At 72.4% G+C, this 18902-nt stretch carries 14 protein-coding genes; 4 read left to right on the top strand and 10 right to left on the bottom strand.

Annotated features, from left to right (window positions below; translation table 11 throughout):
- Positions 1–12: 12 nt before the first annotated feature.
- The 6 genes from ACPPVO_RS39630 to ACPPVO_RS39655 form a co-directional block, all read right to left on the bottom strand.
- Positions 13–3459, bottom strand: a complete 3447-nt coding sequence (locus tag ACPPVO_RS39630; protein WP_426503705.1) for a PA14 domain-containing protein — start codon at positions 3457–3459, stop codon at positions 13–15.
- A 143-nt stretch (positions 3460–3602) separates the two neighbouring features.
- Positions 3603–4865 (bottom strand): cytochrome P450, encoded by a 1263-nt coding sequence (locus ACPPVO_RS39635; protein WP_426503706.1) that lies wholly within the window; start codon positions 4863–4865, stop codon positions 3603–3605.
- Positions 4866–4911: 46 nt separating this feature from the next.
- Positions 4912–6354, bottom strand: coding sequence for a flotillin family protein (locus ACPPVO_RS39640; RefSeq protein WP_426503707.1), 1443 nt, complete (start codon positions 6352–6354; stop codon positions 4912–4914).
- Positions 6351–6944: a hypothetical protein gene (locus ACPPVO_RS39645; protein WP_426503708.1), complete on the bottom strand. Its 594-nt coding sequence runs from the start codon at positions 6942–6944 to the stop codon at positions 6351–6353. Before ACPPVO_RS39645 ends, ACPPVO_RS39640 begins: the two co-directional genes overlap by 4 nt.
- 110 nt (positions 6945–7054) lie before the next feature.
- Positions 7055–8176: an epoxide hydrolase family protein gene (locus ACPPVO_RS39650; protein ID WP_426503709.1), complete on the bottom strand. Its 1122-nt coding sequence runs from the start codon at positions 8174–8176 to the stop codon at positions 7055–7057.
- A 74-nt stretch (positions 8177–8250) separates the two neighbouring features.
- The gene (locus ACPPVO_RS39655; protein ID WP_426503710.1) at positions 8251–9444 is read right to left on the bottom strand and encodes a metallophosphoesterase; all 1194 of its coding nucleotides are present in this window, start codon (positions 9442–9444) and stop codon (positions 8251–8253) included.
- 82 nt (positions 9445–9526) lie between these two features.
- On the opposite strand from ACPPVO_RS39655, the gene ACPPVO_RS39660 reads away from it, so the two are divergent.
- Positions 9527–10132, top strand: coding sequence for a DUF6518 family protein (locus tag ACPPVO_RS39660; protein ID WP_426503712.1), 606 nt, complete (start codon positions 9527–9529; stop codon positions 10130–10132).
- Between the two features lie 45 nt (positions 10133–10177).
- On the opposite strand, the gene ACPPVO_RS39665 is transcribed toward ACPPVO_RS39660, so the two are convergent.
- Positions 10178–11569, bottom strand: a complete 1392-nt coding sequence (locus ACPPVO_RS39665; RefSeq protein ID WP_426503713.1) for an MFS transporter — start codon at positions 11567–11569, stop codon at positions 10178–10180.
- Between the two features lie 355 nt (positions 11570–11924).
- Here ACPPVO_RS39665 and ACPPVO_RS39670 point away from each other — a divergent pair, with 355 nt between their 5' ends.
- From ACPPVO_RS39670 to ACPPVO_RS39680, 3 genes are all read left to right on the top strand, one after another.
- On the top strand, positions 11925–13736 hold the full coding sequence (locus ACPPVO_RS39670) for a discoidin domain-containing protein (protein WP_426503714.1): 1812 nt from the start codon (positions 11925–11927) through the stop codon (positions 13734–13736).
- A gap of 76 nt (positions 13737–13812) precedes the next feature.
- Positions 13813–14235 carry a MarR family winged helix-turn-helix transcriptional regulator gene (locus ACPPVO_RS39675; protein ID WP_426503716.1) on the top strand — a complete coding sequence of 141 codons (423 nt, stop codon included), beginning with the start codon at positions 13813–13815 and terminating at the stop codon, positions 14233–14235.
- The gene (locus ACPPVO_RS39680; RefSeq protein ID WP_426503717.1) at positions 14232–15908 is read left to right on the top strand and encodes an MFS transporter; all 1677 of its coding nucleotides are present in this window, start codon (positions 14232–14234) and stop codon (positions 15906–15908) included. The genes ACPPVO_RS39675 and ACPPVO_RS39680 overlap by 4 nt, the downstream gene beginning before the upstream one ends.
- Here the strand turns inward: ACPPVO_RS39680 and ACPPVO_RS39685 are convergent.
- The 3 genes from ACPPVO_RS39685 to ACPPVO_RS39695 form a co-directional block, all read right to left on the bottom strand.
- Positions 15905–16096, bottom strand: a complete 192-nt coding sequence (locus ACPPVO_RS39685) for a ferredoxin (RefSeq protein WP_426503718.1) — start codon at positions 16094–16096, stop codon at positions 15905–15907. The genes ACPPVO_RS39680 and ACPPVO_RS39685 overlap by 4 nt on opposite strands.
- The gene (locus ACPPVO_RS39690) at positions 16093–17310 is read right to left on the bottom strand and encodes a cytochrome P450 (protein ID WP_426503719.1); all 1218 of its coding nucleotides are present in this window, start codon (positions 17308–17310) and stop codon (positions 16093–16095) included. The genes ACPPVO_RS39685 and ACPPVO_RS39690 overlap by 4 nt, the downstream gene beginning before the upstream one ends.
- A 73-nt stretch (positions 17311–17383) precedes the next feature.
- Complete coding sequence (locus tag ACPPVO_RS39695) at positions 17384–18871, bottom strand: hypothetical protein (RefSeq protein ID WP_426503720.1); 1488 nt, start codon at positions 18869–18871, stop codon at positions 17384–17386.
- Positions 18872–18902: the final 31 nt, after the last annotated feature.

An 18902-nucleotide genomic window follows, 5' to 3' on the forward strand; every position in this document is an offset into this window, starting at 1 on the left:
ATCTCCTAACGCTCACAACCGGATGACCGAACAGCGCGCCAGTGCGCCCCCACCGCTCTCGAAGTACTCGACCGTGATCGTGTGGTCGCCCTCGAGCAGGGTGGTGTCGTACGTGAAGGTGGCGGGTGGGTGTTCGGACCAGCCGTCGATGACCACGTCCCCGTCGAGGAGCACGCGGATCCCGTCGTCGCTGGTGGCGGTGATGCGGTAGGTACCGCCGGCCAGGTGGTCGGTCCTGGTCCAGCGGGCGGAGAACCCGTCGGCGGGGATCGCCGGGCCGGGTGAGCCGGCGCCCCAGTCGAAGTCGATGGCGCCGTCGGTGCGCAGCATGGCCGGGGCGCCGCTCATGTCCCGCCCCGCGTAGTAGGCGCCGGACCAGCCGGCCGGGGCGGCGACGTCACCGACGCGCTTGTAGCCGAAGTGCAGGCGGGCGCCGGCGGCGTGCTCGTAGTACTCGACCCGGATGTCGTGGGCGCCGCCGAGCAGGGAGATGTCGGCGCTGAAGTCCTCGTTCTGGTCGCGCCACTTGTCGACGATCGGCAGCCCGTCGACGGACACGCGCACCCCGTCGTCGGAGGCGCCGGCGAAGCGGTAGAGCCCGGCCGGGAGCACGACCGTGCGGGTGTACTCCGCGCGGAAGTCGTCGGCGCCGATCCCGCCCCCGGGGCCGCCGTCGCCCCACTCGTGGTCCACTGTGGACTCCGAGGCGTAGAGGTCGCCGCCGGCGCCGGTGTACTTGGCGAGGTACGGCGGGGGCGCCGGGATGTCCCCGGTGCGGGCCCACGCCAGGCGGGCGAGGGCGCCGCCGCCGTTCTCGTAGTACTCCATGACCACCGTGTGGGCGCCGTTGCCCAGCGGGAGGTGCGCGGTGTAGGGCGTCGGCCCCTGGTCGCCCCAGTGGTCGACGGCGAGCTGCCCGTCGACCCACAGCCGCACGCCGTCGTCGGTCGTGGTGGTGAAGTCGTAGTACCCGGCGGCCAGGGTCAGTGACCGGGTCCACCGCGCCACGAAGTGGTCGGCGGGGATCGCCGGATCGGGCGACCCCAGCTGCCAGTCGTGGTCCACCGCGGTCTCGTCCCGGGTCAGGGTCGGCGCGGTCGCGGGCACGCTGGGCTGGTCGCCGGCGCCGGGGGTGCTCCAGTACTGCGCGGTGAACACGTCCCGCGGCTGGTCCGGCGTGGTGTCCCAGCTGAGCCGGGCGCTCGCGTCCACGACGTTGTCGTAGAACTCCATCCGCACCGTGTGCTCGCCGGCGCCGAGGTCGGCGACGTGGTCGTACGCGGTCGGGCCCTGGTCGTGCCACTGGTCGATGACCAGGTCGCCGTCGAGGTACAGGCGGGCGCCGTCGTCGGAGGCGACGGTGAAGCGGTAGCGGCCGGCCGCGAAGTACTCGGTCTTGGTCCAGCGGGCCGAGAAGTGGTCGGCGGCGACGCCCGGGCCGGGCGGGTCCGTGGACCACACGAAGTCGACGGCCTTGTCGGCGCGCACGAGCGCGGGCGCGCCGTCCAGGTTCTGGTTGTTGAAGTACTCACCGGTGAACGCGGCCGACGGGGCGTACGTCGCCGTCCACGTCGCGTCGGCGGCCGGCGTCGTCACGAAGTGCCGGATCGCGCCGCCGTCGGACCAGCCCGTGAAGTGGTAGACGTTCCCGGCCGCGTCGGTGGCGGTCGGCGGGGCGGCGATCTCGCGCCGGAAGCCGACCACGCCCGGCACCGCGTCCGGGGTGGCGATCGGGACGCCGTCGAGGGTCAGGCCCAGGCCGGGCGGGCTGGTCGCGAACGTCATCGTCGACGTGCGCGGGTGGATGGACACCGACTTCGTGCTCGACAGGCCGTTGCGGTCGGTGACGGTCACCTTGACCTCGAACCAGGTGTCCGCCGACGCCTCGCCCGTGGTCGGGATCGTGAACTGCCCGACCCGCCCGGTCAGCGGCCCGGCGAACGGGTGGACGTGGGTGTTGTGGTGCAGGAACACCTCGGTCTTGATGTCGCCGTCGGAGACGTCGAAGCCGGCGGCGTCGTTGCCGAAGGCGTTGAACGTGATGGTGTCGCCCGAGTTGTACGCGCTGCCGTCGACGGGCGCCGCGATCCGCACGACCGGCGGCGTGCCGACCTGGATCACGATCGGGCGGGAGGCGACGGTGCTGCTGCCGTCCGAGACCGTCAGCGTCGCCGGATAGACCCCGATGTCCGGGTACACCTTCGTGGGGTTCGGCGCCGTGCTGATGCTGCCGTCGCCGAAGTTCCAGGTGTACGTCAGGTCGTCGCCGTCCGGATCGCTCGTGCCGGCCGAGGAGTAGTGCACGGTGAGCGGGGCCGGGCCGCCGGTCGTGTCGGCGGACGCGTGCACCGCGGGGGCGTTGCCGGCCGGGCTGTACGACACGCGGTAGAGCTGGCCCGGGAAGTACGTGATGTAGTACAGCGAGCCGTCGGGCGCCACCTTGAGGTCGACCACGCTGCCGGCGTCGAGGTCGAAGTCCTGGACGCCGGTGACCTGGCCCGCCGGGTCCAGTACCGCGCGCTTGATGAAGCCGCGGGAGTAGTCGCCGAAGAACAGGCTGCCCGCGTACTCGGCCGGGAACTGGCCGCCGTGGTACACCGGCCCGGCGGTGACCGCGCCGCTGCCGCCGTCGTGGTTGTACGCGGTGACCGGGTCGGTGTAGCCGGCGCAGTTGCTCGTGCAGCGCCCCTCGTGCACCGGCCAGCCGTAGTTGCCGCCCTTGACGACGAGGTTGAGCTCCTCCCACGTGTAGTCGCCGACGTCGCCGGCGTACAGGCGCCCGGTGGCGTCGTCGAACTGGAAGCGCCACGGGTTGCGGAAGCCGTACGCCCAGATCGCCGCGAGCTTCCCCGGCTGCCCGTAGAACGGGTTGTCCGCCGGGACCGTCCCGTCCGGGTTGATCCGCAGGATCTTGCCGTGCGGGTTGGACAGGTCCTGCGCGTTGGGCGGGTACCCGTTGTCCCCGACCGCGAAGTACAGCTTCCCGTCGGGCCCGAACCGGATGCTCCCGCCGACGTGCAGCAGCTGCGACGGCGACTGGGTCTCGAAGATCGTGTACGGCCCCTCGGTGCCGACATCGCCCGACGCGTCGAACCGCACCAGGTGGTTCCGCAGGTCGTGGCCGGTGTAGTAGAAGTACACCCAGTGGTTGGCCCCGCCGAACGCCGGATCGAACGCGACCCCGATCAGGCCCCGGTCGCCGGACGCCTCGGACGGCAGGTCGGCGAACGGCGACTCGAGCAGCCGCCCGTCCTTGAAGATCTTGACCTTGCCGGTCCGCTCCAGGATGAAGATGCGCCCGTCCGGGGCGATCTCGAACCCGGTCGGCCCGTCGAGCCCCGAGCCGGCCAGCAGCTGCGTGGCGAATCCCGGCGGGGTCGCGGCGCGGGCCGCGGGCACGGGCCCGAGCAGCGCGGCGACGAACGCCAGCAACAGGGTGAACGGCAGCGATCTGCGCACGGCCAGAATGCTCCGGCCCCGGTGTGATCCGCCCGTGGCGGTTCTACGAATACGCGGTCACAGCACTGATTCGGCGCCGTTTCGCGCGATTCGAGCATGCGCATGCGCGCATCCGGATGAGGCATCCGGAAACACACGCTTGCTCAGATCGTCACCGGCAGCGACTCGAGTCCGCGCAGTACCCGGGTGGTCCTTCGATGCGGTTCGCCGTCGATGCGCAGGTCGGGATAGCGCTCGAACAACATTCGCAGGCCGATCTCGCCCTCGAGCCGGGCCAGGGCCGCGCCGAGGCAGTAATGCACGCCGCCGGAGAACGACAGGTGCTCGCGGGCATTCGTCCGGGTCACGTCGAATGTGTCCGGCTCCGTGAATACCGCCGGGTCGCGGTTCGCGCCGCCGAGCATCGCCATTACCACGTGCCCGGGCTCGATGCGCTCGCCGCCGAACTCGGTCGCCCGCCGGCACACCCGCGCCGTCACCTGCACCGGCGAGTCGAAACGCAGCGTCTCCTCGACCGCGTTGCCCCACCGCCCCGGCTCCTCGCGCAGGATCGCCAGCTGCTCCGGGTGCCGCATGAGCAACCACGCCCCGGTGCCGAGCAGGTTCACGGTGGTCTCGAACCCGGCCGCGAGCAGCAGCCCCGCGGTCGCCAGCAGCTCGTCCTCGCTCAGGTCGTCCAGCTGGACCAGCTGGCTCAGCAGGTCGTCGCCCGGCTCCCGGCGCAGGCGCGCGAAATGCCCGCGCATCCAGTCGTTGACGCGCCGGATGTTGATTTCGGTCTGGCGGTACAGCGGGAAGGACAGCCCGAGGTCGAGCGTCGGCGCGGCCGCGTTGCCCCACGCGAGGAACTGCCGCCGCATGTCCAGCGGGACGCCGAGGATCTCCGCGATCACGGTGACCGGCAGCAGCGAGGCGTAGTCGGCGACGAGGTCGGCCGGCTTGTCCCGCAGCAGCTCGGCGCACGTCTGCTCGATGCGCGGCCGCAGCCCCTCGATGGCGCGGGCGGTGAACACCTTCGAGACGAGCCGGCGGTACCGCGTGTGGTCCGGCGGGTCCGTGACGAGCATCGACGGCGGGTCGACCGGCCCGATCGGCGAGCTGCGCCGGCTGAACCGGAACATCAGCCCGATCGGCGCCGGCAGCGGCCGGTCCGTGAACCCGACCCCGAACGCGTCGTGGCGCAGCACCGCCCCGGCGAGGTCGTGCCGCGCGGTGGCCCACATCAGCCGGCTGCGCACGAGTGGCGCGGTCTCGCGGATGCCCCTGTAGAAGGGGTACGGATCGGCCCGGACGGCAGGATCGATGAAGAACCGGGCCTGCTCGTCGCCCTTGCGCGCGGCGGCGTTGATGCCGGCCCGCATGAAGCCGTGCTTGGTGGCCCATCGGACCGCGGTCCCCATCACCATGGCGCACCCCCTGGTACTTGACGGTACCAAGGGGTGCGCCTCCGGTCTACTTCGCCTCGATCGCCTCGGGCTTGCCGTTGGAACTGGGCGCGCCGCCGGTCGCGAGGCCGGAGAGGAGCGCCTTGAGGTCGATCCCGGTGAGGTCGGTGCCGAGCTGCAGCCCCTGGGCCACGTTGCTCGCCACGGTCTTCGTCAGCGAGGTGGCGCCCTCGGTCGAGATGACCGTGAGCTGGTCGATCTCCCCGATCGGCGCGCTCGCCGCGCCGACGACCTCCGGCAGCACCCGCACCAGCAGGTCGAGGATCGCGGCCTGGCCGTACTCCTCGAACGCCTCGGCCTTGGCCCGCATCGCCGCCGCCTCGGCCTGCCCGCGGGCCAGCACCGCGTCGGCCTCGGCCACGCCCTCCAGCCGGACCGCCTCCGCGGCCGCCGAGCGCCGGGACCGCTCGCCCTCGCCGACCAGCCGGGCCTGCTCCGCCTGGCCCTGGGCCGCGGCGATGGTGGACTGCCGGGCCGCCTCGGCCCGGGCGATCGCCGCGTTCTTGGCCGCCTCGGCCTCCTGCTCGACCTTGTACCGCTCCGCGTCCGCCGGCTTGCGCACCTCGGTGTCGAGCTGGCGCTGCTTGAGCTCGGCGTTGCGCTCGGCCACCTTCTGCTGCTCGGCGAGGACCGCCTGCTGCATCTCGGCCTGCGCGATCGGCCCGGCGCTCGCCGAGCGGGCGTTGGCCGCGTCGATCTCGGCCTGCACGGTGGCCTTCTTGACCGCCAGGTTCCGCTCGGCCTCGGCGATCGCCTCCTCGGCCCGCATCCGCTCCTGCTCGGCCCCCTGCCGGGCCTGCGCCTCGGCGATCGCGGCCAGCCGGAACACCCGCGCCGCCTCCGGCCGCCCGAGGTCCTGCAGGTAGGTGCCCGCGGTGCGGATGTCCTCGAGCTGGAACACGTCGAGCACCAGGCCCTGGTGCGTGAGCGTCAGCTCCGCCTCCTCGGCCACGTGCGCGGCGAACCCGGCCCGGTCCCGGATGATCTCCTCGATGGTGAGCCGGCCGATGACGCTGCGCAGGGCGCCGGCGAGCACCTGCGCGGTGAAGGTCTCGATGCGGTCCTGCTGGTGCAGGAAGCGCTGCGCGGCCGGGCGGATCATCTCGGCGGTACCGCCGACCTTGACGATCGCCACCGCGTCGGCGTCGCAGCGGATGCCCTGCTTGCTCACCGCCGCGTTCACCTCGACGGGGATCTCGCGGCTGGACAGGTCCAGGCGGTACAGGCGCTGGACGACCGGCAGCACGAACACCGACGCGCCCATCACCACCTTCTGGCCCGACAGGTCCGTGGTGACGGTGCCGTCGTTGCCCGTGACGGCGCGGCCCTTGCGGCCGGTGACGATGAACGCCTCGTTGGGCCCGGCGACGCGGACCCGCGACAGGACGGAGACGACGATGAGCACGACGAGGACGGCGAGGCCGCCGACGGCGACTAGCAGGGGTGTCATGACCCTTCCTCAAGGTTGAGAACGGCCTGCAACGGCGTCACGAGCACGCTGGTCGGGGTCGGTACCCCGATCACCAGGACCCGGACGCCGAGCGCGAGCGGGCCGTCCGCCCGCGCGTTGAACTTCATCGGCTGCCCCGCGTAGGACAGCCGCACCTGACCGAGCCCGCCGACGGGGATCTCGCTGATGACGACCCCGATGGCCCCGACGACCCCGGCGCTCTCGGGCGTGGCGTCGGTGTGCATCCCGGCGACGGCGGCCACGAACCGCCCCGCCGCCCACGCCAGCGGCACGCCGACCACGACTCCGGCCACGGCGCCGACGAGGAGGGCGGCGGGCCCGCTGCGATGGGTGGCCTCGATCGCGATCGCCCCGCCGAACCCGAACCCGCCCAGGAAGCCGCTCGTCACGGGCAGCGAGAACCCCTGCGACCGCCGCCCGGGCAGGCGCAGCCGGTGCGAGAAGCGGCCGAGGTGACCGAGGTGGCCGAGACGACCGAGACGACCGAGATGACGGAAACGGAACGAGGCGAGCAACAGCAGCAGGCTCAGGCCACCCAGGCCCAGAAAGGCGAGCGACACGGCGCTCATGTGCCATCCCCGTTGGTCCCGGTGTCAGGGCGCCGGGACCCGCAACGCCGAACATACGCCTGCCGCGCAACACCGTCGTCGACGAATGTAGTGACGGCGATCACTCAGCGTCAGGCCGGCGTTTTCGTGAAGAAGGCCCGCACGTCCTCGGCGTACAGCTCCGGCTGCTCGGCCGGCAGGAAGTTGCCGCCCGCCGGGAGCTCGGTCCAGTGGGTCACCGGCGTGTCCCGCTCGGCGAAGCGGCGGACCGTGATGTCGGTGACCCCGAGGGCGACGCCCAGCGGTACCGCGGACTTCTCCTTCGGCGCCCAGGCCGACGGGTCGTGCGCCGACTCCCAGTAGATGTTGGCGGACGAGCCGGCGGTGCCGGTGAACCAGTACAGGCTCACGTTGGTCAGCAGCAGGTCCCGGTCGACCGCGTCCTCCGGCCGCGCCGCGGACGGGTCCGTCCACTCCTGGAACTTCTCGACGATCCAGGCGAGCTGCCCGACCGGCGAGTCGTGCAGCCCGAACGCGAGCGTCTGCGGCCGGGTGGACTGGATGGCGTTGAACCCCATCCTGTCGTCGCGGAACTCCTGCAGCCGCCGCAGGCGGTCCTGCTCGGCCGCGGTGAGCCCGTCGAAGTCGGCCGGGTCGCCGGTCGGGAAGGTGACGTGCCCGTTCACGTGTACCCCGATGACGCGCGCCGGCTCCTGGCGCCCCATCTCCACGGCGATCCAGGCGCCGCCCCCGGTGCCCTGCACGCCGTAGCGCTCGTAGCCCAGCCGGCGCATGACCTCGTTGAGCGCGGCGGCGCTGCGGGCGGTGTTCCAGCCGGCGGACGTCAGCGGCCCCGAGAAGACCATCCCGGGGTTGCTGACGATGACGAGGTGGAAGTGCTCGCGCAGGGCCTCGACCACCGGGAGGTACAGGGCGAACGACCCCGGCCAGTCGTGGCTGATCAGCAGCGGCGTGGCCGCGGGGTCGTCCGAGCGGACGTGGGCGAAGTGCAGGTCCTGCCCGTCGACGGTGGTGAGGAACTGCGGCAGCGCGTTGAGCCGGGCCTCGGCGGCCCGCCAGTCGAAGTCGCGCTCCCAGTACCGCGCCAGGCCCTGCAGGTAGTCGACCGGAACGCCGCGGCTCCAGCCCTGCCCCGGGATCTCGCTGCCCCAGCGGGTCCGGGCCAGGCGCTCCCGCAGGTCCTCGACGTCGGCCTGGGCGATCTCGATGCGGAACGGACGGATCTCGCTCATGACAACTCCCGGGCGGCGACGGAACGGAATGCTTCGTTCCGTCACAGCTTAGCAGACCGGAATGATCCGTTCCACTAGCGCTCGTCGGCGCGCAGGGTGATCTCGGTGATCTCGCTCGGCGCGAACACCCGGAACGGCGGGCCCCAGAAGCCGGTGCCGCGGCTCGTGTACAACTGCGTCCGCGCGCCGTGCCGGGTCAGGCCCTGCACCACCGGCTGGTCGATGCGTACCAGGTAGTGGAACGGCCAGATCTGCCCGCCGTGGGTGTGCCCGGAGATCTGCAGGTCGATGTCGTACTCCACCGCCGCGTCGATCTGCTTCGGCTGGTGGGCGAGCAGCAGCACCGGCAGCTCGCGGTCGGCCCCCTCCAGCGCCAGCGCGTGGTCGGCCTTGTGCCCCTCCAGCCCGGTGCCGGCCGCGGTGCGGTCGTCGACGCCGGCCACCACGAGCCGATCGCCGCCCCGCTCCACGACGATGTGCCGGTTGTGCAGGGGCTCCCACCCGAGCTGCTGCATGTGGTCGAGCCAGCCCTGGGCCTCGCCGAAGTACTCATGGTTGCCGGTCACGTACACCCGCGCCAGCCCGGCCCGGACGTCGCCCAGCGGGGCCGCCTGCTCGGTGCGCTGCCCGACGGTGCCGTCGGCGATGTCGCCGGTGTGCGCCACGATGTCGGCCCCGAGCGAGTTGACCACCTCGGTGACGCCCTTCGACCAGGCGACGCGGTCGATCGGCCCGTAGTGGGTGTCGGTGAGCTGCACGATCTTCAGCCCGTCGAGGCCGGCCCCGAGCCGCGGGATGCGCACCTCGACGCGCCGGACGCGCGGCACACGCATGGCCTCGCGGTACCCCCACAGGCCGAGCCCCAGCGCGACGACCGCGGTGAACCCGGCCGCCACCCGCGAGCGCACGGGGTCGTCGACGCCCCCGGCCAGCAGCGCGAGCCGCAGCAGGTCCCCGGCGATCGCCCAGACGAACAGGATCCACACGGCCCCGAGGATCGTGTCGCCAGTGCGCGCCGCCCAGTCGACCCGGCGCCCGTGCCCGAGGAACATCGAGACGGGGAACACGACGAGCGCGACGGCGAACACGACGGTCCCGGCCACCCGCACCCCGACCGGCCAGTCGTTGCCGGCCATGACGAGCGACCACCACGGCACCCCGAAGAGCAGCCCGAGCACGACGGCGAGCGTCGCCGTGAACGCCAGGGGCCGCAGGAGCGAACGCCGCCGCACGGCCGCGGGGCCGGGAACCGCCTCAGTAGTCGCCATCGGACCATCATGACACGCAGTGCCATCCAGATCCTGAGAGCGGGCTGTGACGGCGGTTGCAGCTTCTTGGGACGATGTCGCCATGAGGACGATGCTCGCGTGCATGATCGGCGGGATTGTGCTCGGCGTGGTGTCGCTGCTGCTCGGCGGCGTTCTGAGCGGCGACTCCGGGCGGCTGGTGAACTCCGGGGCGGTGTGGGCCGTCGGGGCGTTCGCGGCCGGGGCCGTGGTCCGCCGGGGCCCGGGGCGGGTCGCGCTCGCGGGCGTCGTCGTGCTGGTGGGGGCCGTGGCCGGGTACTACGGCGGGCTGGTGGTGTTCGAGCACCGGCACGTCGGCGCCGATGTGCTCGCCGGGCCGGTCGGCTGGTCGGTGGTGGGGCTCGCGGCCGGGCCCGTGTTCGCGACCGCCGGGGCCTGGTGGCGCGACGAGCGGCGGGGGCACCGGGTCGTCGGGGTGTGCACGCTGGGCGCGGTGTTCCTGGCCGAGGCGGCGTACCTGGCGGTGAAGGGACGTCCGGCCGGCGAGGCCTGGATCGTGGCGGCGATCGGGCTCGCGGTGCCGCTGGTGCTCAGCCGGGGCGGGCGGGAGCGGCTCATGGCGATGGTGGCGCTCGTGCCGGCCACGGCGCTCGGGGTCGTGGGGTACCTGACGCTCGCCTCCGTGCTCGACGTGGCCTTCACACGGTGAGGCGGCGCCCGGTCAGGACCGGGCGCCGCCCGTGAAGGCGAACCGTCACTCCTCGATGCGGGTGCCCCCGACCGAGACGGCGGTCAGTGGCGTGGCCACGTGCTCGAGGGACTTGCCCTCCGCGTCCACGCCCAGGACCACTTCGACCACGCCGCCGATGATCATGACGGCGGCGCCGATGAGGTACCCGATGAACAGCTTGCCCGGGTCGGTACCCTCGCCGATCAGCCAGCCGTAGAAGATCGGGCCGATGGCGCCGAAGCACTGGGCGATGGCGAAGAACACGGCGATGGCCTGGGCCCGGATCTCCAGCGGGAAGATCTCGGAGACGGTGAGGTACGCCGAGCTCGCCCCCGCCGAGGCGAAGAAGAAGATGATGCACCAGGCGATGGTCTGCGTGAAGGCGTTGAGGATGCCGGCGTTGAACATCCAGGCCGAGATGGCCAGCAGGACGCCGGAGAGGATGTAGGTACCGGAGATCATCTTGCGCCGGCCGACGGTGTCGAAGAGGTGCCCGAGCAGCAGCGGGCCGGCCAGGTTGCCGATCGCGAAGGCAATGAGATAGATCGGCGTCTTCTCGGCGTCGACGTGGTAGAACTTCGACAGCACCAGGGTGTAGGTGAAGAAGATCGCGTTGTACAGGAACGACTGCGTGATCATGAGCGTGGCCGACAGCGTCGAGCGGGCCGGCAGCTTGGTGAAGAGCACCTTGACCAGCGCGAGATAGCCGTGGCCGGGGGCCGGCTTGACCTCGAGGGCGTGGTTCTCGTCGACCGGGGCCAGGGTCTGGCCGGAGCGCTCGACGTCGCCCTCGATCTGGGCGATGGCCTCCTCGGCCTCCCGCTCGCGGCCGTGCATGACGAGCCAGCGCGGGCTCTCCGGCAGATGCCGCCGCAGGTTCCAGATCGCCAGGCCGATGATCGGGCCGATGAGGAAGCCCAGCCGCCACGCGATGTTGAGCGAGATGTGGTTGAGCAGCACGTACGTGCCGAGCGTGCCGATGATGGCGCCGCCCCAGTAGGTGCCGTTCACGCCGATGTCGACGCGGCCGCGGTACCTGGCCGGCATCATCTCGTCGATGGCGGAGTTGATCGCGGCGTACTCGCCGCCGATGCCGGCGCCGGCGATGAACCTCGTCAGGTACAGGAAGATGAGGCCGCCGAGGCCGTTGCCCCACGTCAGCGCGGTGAGCGCGTTACCGGCCAGGTAGACGCCCAGCGTGACGATGAAGAGGTTCTTGCGCCCGAGGGCGTCGGAGAGGCGGCCGAAGAACAGTGCGCCGAAGACCTCGCCGAGCAGGTACACGGTGGCGATCGCGCCGACCTGCGTGCTGGAGAGCCCGAGGGTCTCCTGCTTGTTCAGCACGGCCCCGACGGCGCTGGCGATGGTGATCTCGAGACCGTCCAGCACCCAGGCGGTACCGAGCGCGATCACCATGCGGGTATGGAACGGCGCCCACGTCAGGCGGTCGATCCGGGCGGGGATCAGACTTCGGATGACACCACCGGTCGGGGCGGATGCGGATTGCGTGTCAGCCAACGTGCACCTCCCAGGCGCCTGCGAGCACGACGACGTGCCCTTCTGTGACAGCACGTGCCCGCCGCGTGAGACATCAAAACCCGCCACTTGACGGAACGGGTCGATTGGATGAGGCTCTGTTACGGAGAGAGCGCTCTCTCATCACCCGCCAGCGACCACCGCCCGCCCGCGCCGGTCCACCGCCTGAACCGGCGCACCAGATGAGGTGCGGCGGCGGTCGAGGACGCCCCAACCACGTCAGGGAGCAGCCTTGATGTCCGAAACAACCAGACCCGCCACCCCCGAACCCATCGAACGGCGCGCACGGAACCGACGGCGCGGGCTCCTCGTGAGCGCGCTCTCTGTCGCGGTCGTCCTGGTCGGCTACGCGGCCTTCTCGATCGGCAGCGCGAGCGCCGCGAGCACGCTGCTGTCCCAGGGCAAGCCGACCACCGCGTCGTCGACGGAGAACGCCGCCAGCCCGGCCTCGGCCGCCACCGACGGCAACACCGGCACCCGCTGGTCGAGCGCGTTCAGCGACCCGCAGTGGATCCAGGTCGACCTGGGCCAGACCGCCACGATCGACCAGGTGGTGCTCAACTGGGAGGCCGCCTACGGCAAGTCCTTCCAGATCCAGACCTCGGCCAACGGCACGACCTGGACGAATGTCTACAGCACCACGACCGGCACGGGCGGCGTGCAGACGCTGAGCGTGTCCGGCTCCGGGCGGTACGTCCGGATGAACGGCACGGCCCGCGGCACCGCCTACGGGTACTCGCTGTGGGAGTTCCAGGTCTTCGGCACGATCGGCGGCGGCGGAACCTGCGGCTCGGCCAACGCCGCCCAGGGCAAGCCCGCGACCGCGTCGTCGACGGAGAACGCCGCGAGCCCGGCCTCGGCCGCGTTCGACGGCAACACCGGCACCCGCTGGTCGAGCGCGTTCAGCGACCCGCAGTGGATCCAGGTCGACCTCGGCGGCACCGCGAACATCTGCGGCGTCGACCTCAACTGGGAGGCCGCCTACGGCAAGTCCTTCCAGATCCAGACCTCGGCCAACGGCACGACCTGGACGAGCATCTACAGCACCACGACCGGCGCCGGCGGGGTGCAGAACCTCACCGTCACCGGCTCCGGGCGGTACGTGCGTATGTACGGCACGGCCCGCGGCACCGCCTACGGGTACTCGCTGTTCGAGTTCGGCGTCCGCGTCACCGGCACCGTGCCGACCACGCCGATCAGCAACCCGCCGAGCAGCCCGCCGCCGCCGGACCAGTTCTGGGGCGACACCAGCACCATCCCGGCCGCGCAGAACGTGGTCGAGGTGAAGGTGCTCAACCGCACCAACGGGCGCTACCCGGACAGCCAGGTCTACTGGAGCTTCAACGGGCAGACGCACTCGATCGCCGAGCAGCAGTACCTCGACATGCCGGCCAACAGCGCGGGCCGGATGTACTTCTACGTGGGCCAGCCCAACGGGCAGTACTACGACTTCATCGAGTTCACCGTCGGCGCCAACGTGTTCAACGGCAACACCACGCGCGTCGACGCGTTCGGGCTGAAGCTCGCGATGCGCCTGCACGCCAAGGACGGCTACGACGTGCAGGTCGGCGAGGACTACCAGACCTTCACCGAGACGCGGGAGGCCACGTTCGCGAAGTTCATCGCCGAGGTGCCGCAGCAGTTCAAGGTGCTCGCCCAGTCGCAGGCGCCGTACCGGATCATCGCGCCGGGCAGCGACCCGACCTTCCGCTCCGGCGGGGTGAACCAGAACTACTTCACCGCCTACGCCCAGCAGTTCGGCATCAACGCCCCGACCTCGGACATCTTCGGCTGCGCCGGGGTGCTCGCCAACGACCCGGGCAACTGCGCCGCGCTCAACCGGCACGTGCGCGAGCGGCCGCAGTCGGACTGGTCGACGCCGAGCCTGTACTACCTGGCCGCGCCGGCGAACTACTACGCGAAGTTCTGGCACGACCACGCCATCAACCGGCTCGCGTACGGATTCCCGTACGACGACTACGCCGGCCAGTCGTCGTTCGTGTCGCACGGCAGCCCGCAGTACCTGCTGGTCGCCGTCGGCTTCTAGAAGGAACCCGGGGGTGGTGCGGATCACCGCGCCGCCCCCTTTCTTCAACCCAGGTTTATCAGTCTACATTTACTAAATGGAGAACGAGAGCACCGCCGCCGCGCTGCAGATCGCGGTCGGCCGGCTGGTCCGGCGGCTCCGGCAGACGCACGTGCCCGGCGAGATGACGCTGTCGGAGGCCTCGGTCCTGTCGCGGCTGGACCGCGGCGGGCCCGCGACGCCCGGGGAGCTGGCCGGCGACGAGCGGGTCAAGCCGCAGGCGATGGGCACCACGCTGCAGGCCATGGAGCAGCGCGGGCTGGTGCGCCGCTCCCCCGACCCCGGCGACGGCCGCCGCGTGCTCATCACGGTCACCGACGACGGGCGCCGGCTGCTCACCGACCGCCGCACGCTCAAGACGCAGGCGCTGGCCGAGGCGATCGCCCACCTCAGCGCCGGCGAGCGGCGCTCGCTGGCGGAGGCGGCCCGGCTGCTGGACAAGCTGGCGGAGGAGCTGTGACCGCCACGCTGCCGGACACGAAGACCGACCGGTACAAGTGGATCGCGCTGTCCAACACCACGCTCGGCATGCTCATGGCGACAATCGACGGGTCGATCGTCATCATCTCGCTGCCGGCGATCTTCCGGGGCATCGGTCTGGACCCCCTGGCGCCGGGCAACATCGGCTACCTGCTGTGGATGATCATGGGCTACCTGCTCGTATCAGCCGTCCTGGTGGTCGCGCTCGGGCGCCTCGGGGACATGTTCGGCCGCGTCCGGATGTACAACCTCGGCTTCCTGATCTTCGCCATCGCCTCCGTCGCGCTCTCCTTCGACCCCTTCCGCGCCGGGGCCGGGGCGATGTGGCTCATCGGCTGGCGCATCGTGCAGGCCTTCGGCGGCGCGATGCTCACGGCCAACTCGGCGGCCATCCTCACCGACGCGTTCCCGGCCCGCCAGCGCGGCATGGCGCTGGGCATCAACCAGATCACCGCGCTCGCCGGGCAGTTCCTCGGGCTGCTGCTGGGCGGGGTGCTCGCCACGATCGACTGGCGGGCGGTGTTCTGGGTCAGCGTGCCGGTCGGGGTGGTGGGCACCATCTGGTCGTACCGCAGCCTGCGCGAGACCGGCGAGCGGCAGCGCGCGTCCGTCGACTGGCTCGGCAACGTGACGTTCGCGGCCGGGACGCTGCTCATCCTGGCGTCGATGACGTACGGCATCCAGCCCTACGGCGGCCACCCGACCGGCTGGACCAGCCCGCGCGTGCTCGGCGGGATCGGGCTCGGCGTGCTGCTGCTCGTCGCGTTCGTGGTCGTCGAGTCGCGCATCGCGCACCCGATGTTCCGGCTGGGGCTGTTCAAGATCCGGGCGTTCGCGGCCGGCAACCTGGCCGCGCTGCTGGTGGCGATCGCCCGCGGCGGCATGCAGTTCATGCTCATCATCTGGCTGCAGGGCATCTGGCTGCCGCTGCACGGGTACAAGTTCGAGGACACGCCGCTGTGGGCCGGCATCTTCATGCTGCCGCTGACCGCCGGGTTCCTCATCGCCGGGCCGATCTCCGGGTACCTCTCCGACCGCTTCGGCGCCCGGCTGTTCTCGACCACGGGCCTGCTGCTCGTCGCGGCCGGGTTCCTGGGGCTGCTGCTGATCCCGATCGACTTCCCGTACCCGCTCTTCGCCGCACTCCTCGTGCTCAGCGGCCTCGGCCAGGGCATGTTCTCCGCGCCGAACACCTCGGCGATCATGAGCAGCGTGCCGGCCGACCAGCGGGGCGTGGCCTCGGGGATGCGCGCCACGTTCCAGAACGCGGGCACGTCGCTGTCGATCGGGGTGTTCTTCTCGCTCATGGTGGTGGGCCTGGCCCGCGCGCTGCCGCAGACGCTCACGAGCGGCCTCACCGCCCAGGGGGTACCGCACGACGTGGCCGCCTCCGTCGCCGCGCTGCCGCCGGTGAGCACCCTGTTCGCCGCGTTCCTGGGCAGCAACCCGGTCGCGCACCTGCTGGAGCCGTACGGGGTGCTGGCGAGCCTGCCGCCGGCGAACGCGACGACGCTGACCGGGCACGAGTTCTTCCCGACGCTGATCGCCCAGCCGTTCCACGACGGCCTGGTGGTCGTGTTCGGCGCGGCGACGCTGATGACGCTGCTGGCCGCGGCCGCCTCGGCGTCCCGCGGCAAGCACGTCCGGCACTAGTCGAGCGTCAATGCTCCCGATGGGCAGCGCAGCACGGCCTCACGGACCGCATCCTCCAGCCCGGCCGGTGGCTGCGACGCCAGCACCTCCACCACCCCGTCGTCCTCGCGCTGGTCGAAGACCTCGGGCACGCTGAGCACGCACATGCCCGAGGCCACGCACACCATGGTGTCGGCCCGGACCTTCACCAGACCACCGGGACCTCGTCGACGGCGCCGGTGAGCCGGTTCTCGTGGACCACGATGTCGTCCACGGGCACCGCGAGGCGCAGGTCCGGGAAGCGGCGCAGCAGCGCCGGGAACACGGTGCGCAGCTCGGTGCGGGCGAGGTTCGCGCCGATGCAGACGTGCACGCCGTGACCGAAGGCGAGGTGCACGTTCGGCGAGCGGTCGACGTCGAACCCGGCCGGGTCGGCGAACACCGTCGCGTCGCGGTTGGCCGAGTTGCTGGAGATGATGACCGCGTCGCCGCGGGCGATCGTGACGCCGCCGACCTCGACGTCGTCGTGGGCGTACCGCAGCAGGCCGAGGCCGCCGGGGGCGGTGATGCGCAGGATCTCCTCGACCGTCGCGGCGACCTCGCCGTCGGGGTCGGCCCGGAACCGGTCGCGCCGGTCCAGGTCCGCGAGCAGCAGCAGGGTGCCCAGGTCGATGCGGGTGGAGGTGGTCTCGTGGCCGGCGAAGATGAGCCCCGCGGCCAGCCGCGCCACCTCGTCGTCGGTCAGCGTGGGGTCCGTCGTCTGCGCGGTGACGAGGTCGGAGATGACGTCCGGCGTGGGGTCCCGGCGCTTCTGTTCGGCGAGCCCGGAGGTGTACTCCCGGAACTCCGCCATCGCCAGCTGCGCGTCGGCGCCGCCGTCGATGCGCCCGACGCGCTCGGACAGCCCGCGGAAGCGCTGCCGGTCCTCGTAGGGCACGCCGAGCAGCTCGCAGATGACGAGCACCGGCAGCGGGAACGACAGCACCTCGTGCAGGTTCACCGGCTCGTCCGGGCGCGCGTCCCGGGCCGCCTGCATGTCGTCGAGGCAGCGCGCGGTCAGCTCCTCGATGCGGGCGCCCAGACGGCGCATGCGGGCCGCGGAGAACGCCGGCGCGAGCAGGCGGCGCATCCGGGTGTGCTCGCGCTCCTCGGTCTCGAAGTCACCCGTCGGGCCGTCCTGCAGCGCGGCGTGGGTGATCCGCGACGCGCGCTCGGGCTGCGGGTGGGAGCGGCCGAAGCGCTTGTCGCCGAAGACCTGGCGGGCCTCCGCGTACGCGGTCACGAGCCAGGCGGGGTCGCCCGCGGGCGTGGTCACGCGGGTGATCGGCGCCTCGCGGCGCAGGACGTCGTAGAGCGGGGCGATCTCGAGAATGTTGGGCCGGGCGAACGGCAGCCGCGGGGCCGCCTCCGTCGTAGCGGTCATGGTGCTTCTCCCCAGGACGGCAGGCATCGACTTTGATCGATCGCGAGACTACCACGGGTCACGCCGCTCCGACCTACGGTAGCCGCCCGGCCCGGCCATCACCATGCGCGAAAACGGCCAGGGCGGCCACGAGCGCCGGGGCGGCGCCGGCCCGCTGGGCGTGCCGCAGCGGGGTCAGGCCCTGTTTGGTCGGCGCCGTCGGGTCGAGGCCCGCGGCGACGAGGCGGTGCAGCAGGCGCGGCCCGGCCTCGTCGGGTACCAGGGCCGGCAGGACGTGCAGCAGGGAGCGGCCGTCGCCGGCCCGGACGTGCGGGTCGAGGCCGGCGTCGAGCAGGGCGGTCACGGTGTCGGCCTCGCCCCGCTCGGCCCGGGCGAAGAGCTCGGCGCGCAGCTCGCGCAGCCGGGCCGGGAGCCGGCTGGGGCCGCCCCGCCAGGCGATCGCCGCGCCCGCGCATCCGGCCGGGGCCGGGCCGCCCAGGGCGAGCAGCGCCAGCTCCCGCTCGAGCTCCTCGGGCGGGTGGGGCCCGGCCAGGACGCCGTCGCGGAAGGCGACCTCGTGCCAGTCGGGGCCGCAGCGCACCCGGACCGGGGCGAGCGGCGCCATCGGCGGCGGCCCGGCCGGATCCGACGCGGGCCGCGCCGGGAACAGGGCCGCGGCCACCAGGGGATGCAGGTCCCCGGGAGCGATGCGGCCGAGCAGCAGGTCCCAGAAGTCCTCCGGGGCGTACAGCTCGGTCAGCGGCAGCTCCACGGACGGCTCCCCCATGTCCCACGCCACGTCCACTACCCGCAGGCGGGGCTTTACGCGGCCGGTCGGGTCGAGCCGGTCGATCCAGAAACGGTGGTACCGGGCGGCCGGGACGTGCACCGCCTCCACGCCGGCCCGCGTCGCGATCGTCCAGGCCACGTACGCCAGCTGCGCGGCCGCGGGCGCCTCGCCGTTCTCCAGCGCCTGGTACCAGCCCGGGGCCGAGTTGTTCAGGTCCACGTCGAACCCGGCCTCCAGCCACGCCTGCTCGCCGCGGCCGGCGCGGAAGTCGGCCACGACCCGCTCGGTGACCGCCTCGGGGCCCTCGCCCTCGAGCCGCGTGCCGTCGGGGGCGAAGAACGGCAGCCGGGTGTACCCGCCGCAGCGCGCGAGCAGCCCCGCGGTGTGCCGGGCGTCCCACAGCTCGCGCAGGCCGTGCAGCCCGGAGGCGAGCCGGTCCGGATCCAGCCGGTCGTACCGCAGGGCGAAGCGGGTCCCGCCGGTCTGCGGTACCAGCTGCAGGCCGTGCTCGCCGAGGACCGTCAGCGGGATGGGTGCGCCCGCGGCGACGGGCCGGGCCGGGTGCTCGTACAGCCGCAGCACGTGCCAGCGCAGCAGGTCCGGCACCAGGTGGCGCAGGTCGTCGTCGAGCGCGGCGCCCGCCCCGGCCCCGAACCGCGCGGCGACGGCGGCGGGGTCGGCCTCGAGCGCGATACCGGCCGCCGCGCAGGCGCCGGCCCGGTCGCCCGCGGCGCGCCGGCGGGTGCACAGGTCAACCTGCGCTCGGGTCAGGCCGTACCGGGGCTTGCGCACCGCGGCAGTCTAGAACGGCAGCGGCCCCACC

Source organism: Dactylosporangium sp. McL0621 (genome assembly GCF_049995355.1).
Lineage (GTDB): Bacteria > Actinomycetota > Actinomycetes > Mycobacteriales > Micromonosporaceae > Dactylosporangium.

Bases quoted from the DNA above. Each gene is read 5' to 3' on its own strand.
- ACPPVO_RS39670 (WP_426503714.1), top strand. From the start codon at position 11,925: ATGTCCGAAACAACCAGACCCGCCACCCCCGAACCCATCGAACGGCGC.
- ACPPVO_RS39635 (WP_426503706.1), bottom strand. From the start codon at position 4,865: ATGGTGATGGGGACCGCGGTCCGATGGGCCACCAAGCACGGCTTCATG.
- ACPPVO_RS39660 (WP_426503712.1), top strand. From the start codon at position 9,527: ATGAGGACGATGCTCGCGTGCATGATCGGCGGGATTGTGCTCGGCGTG.
- ACPPVO_RS39640 (WP_426503707.1), bottom strand. From the start codon at position 6,354: ATGACACCCCTGCTAGTCGCCGTCGGCGGCCTCGCCGTCCTCGTCGTG.
- ACPPVO_RS39675 (WP_426503716.1), top strand. From the start codon at position 13,813: ATGGAGAACGAGAGCACCGCCGCCGCGCTGCAGATCGCGGTCGGCCGG.
- ACPPVO_RS39650 (WP_426503709.1), bottom strand. From the start codon at position 8,176: ATGAGCGAGATCCGTCCGTTCCGCATCGAGATCGCCCAGGCCGACGTC.
- ACPPVO_RS39665 (WP_426503713.1), bottom strand. From the start codon at position 11,569: ATGGTGATCGCGCTCGGTACCGCCTGGGTGCTGGACGGTCTCGAGATC.
- ACPPVO_RS39645 (WP_426503708.1), bottom strand. From the start codon at position 6,944: ATGAGCGCCGTGTCGCTCGCCTTTCTGGGCCTGGGTGGCCTGAGCCTG.
- ACPPVO_RS39690 (WP_426503719.1), bottom strand. From the start codon at position 17,310: ATGACCGCTACGACGGAGGCGGCCCCGCGGCTGCCGTTCGCCCGGCCC.
- ACPPVO_RS39655 (WP_426503710.1), bottom strand. From the start codon at position 9,444: ATGGCGACTACTGAGGCGGTTCCCGGCCCCGCGGCCGTGCGGCGGCGT.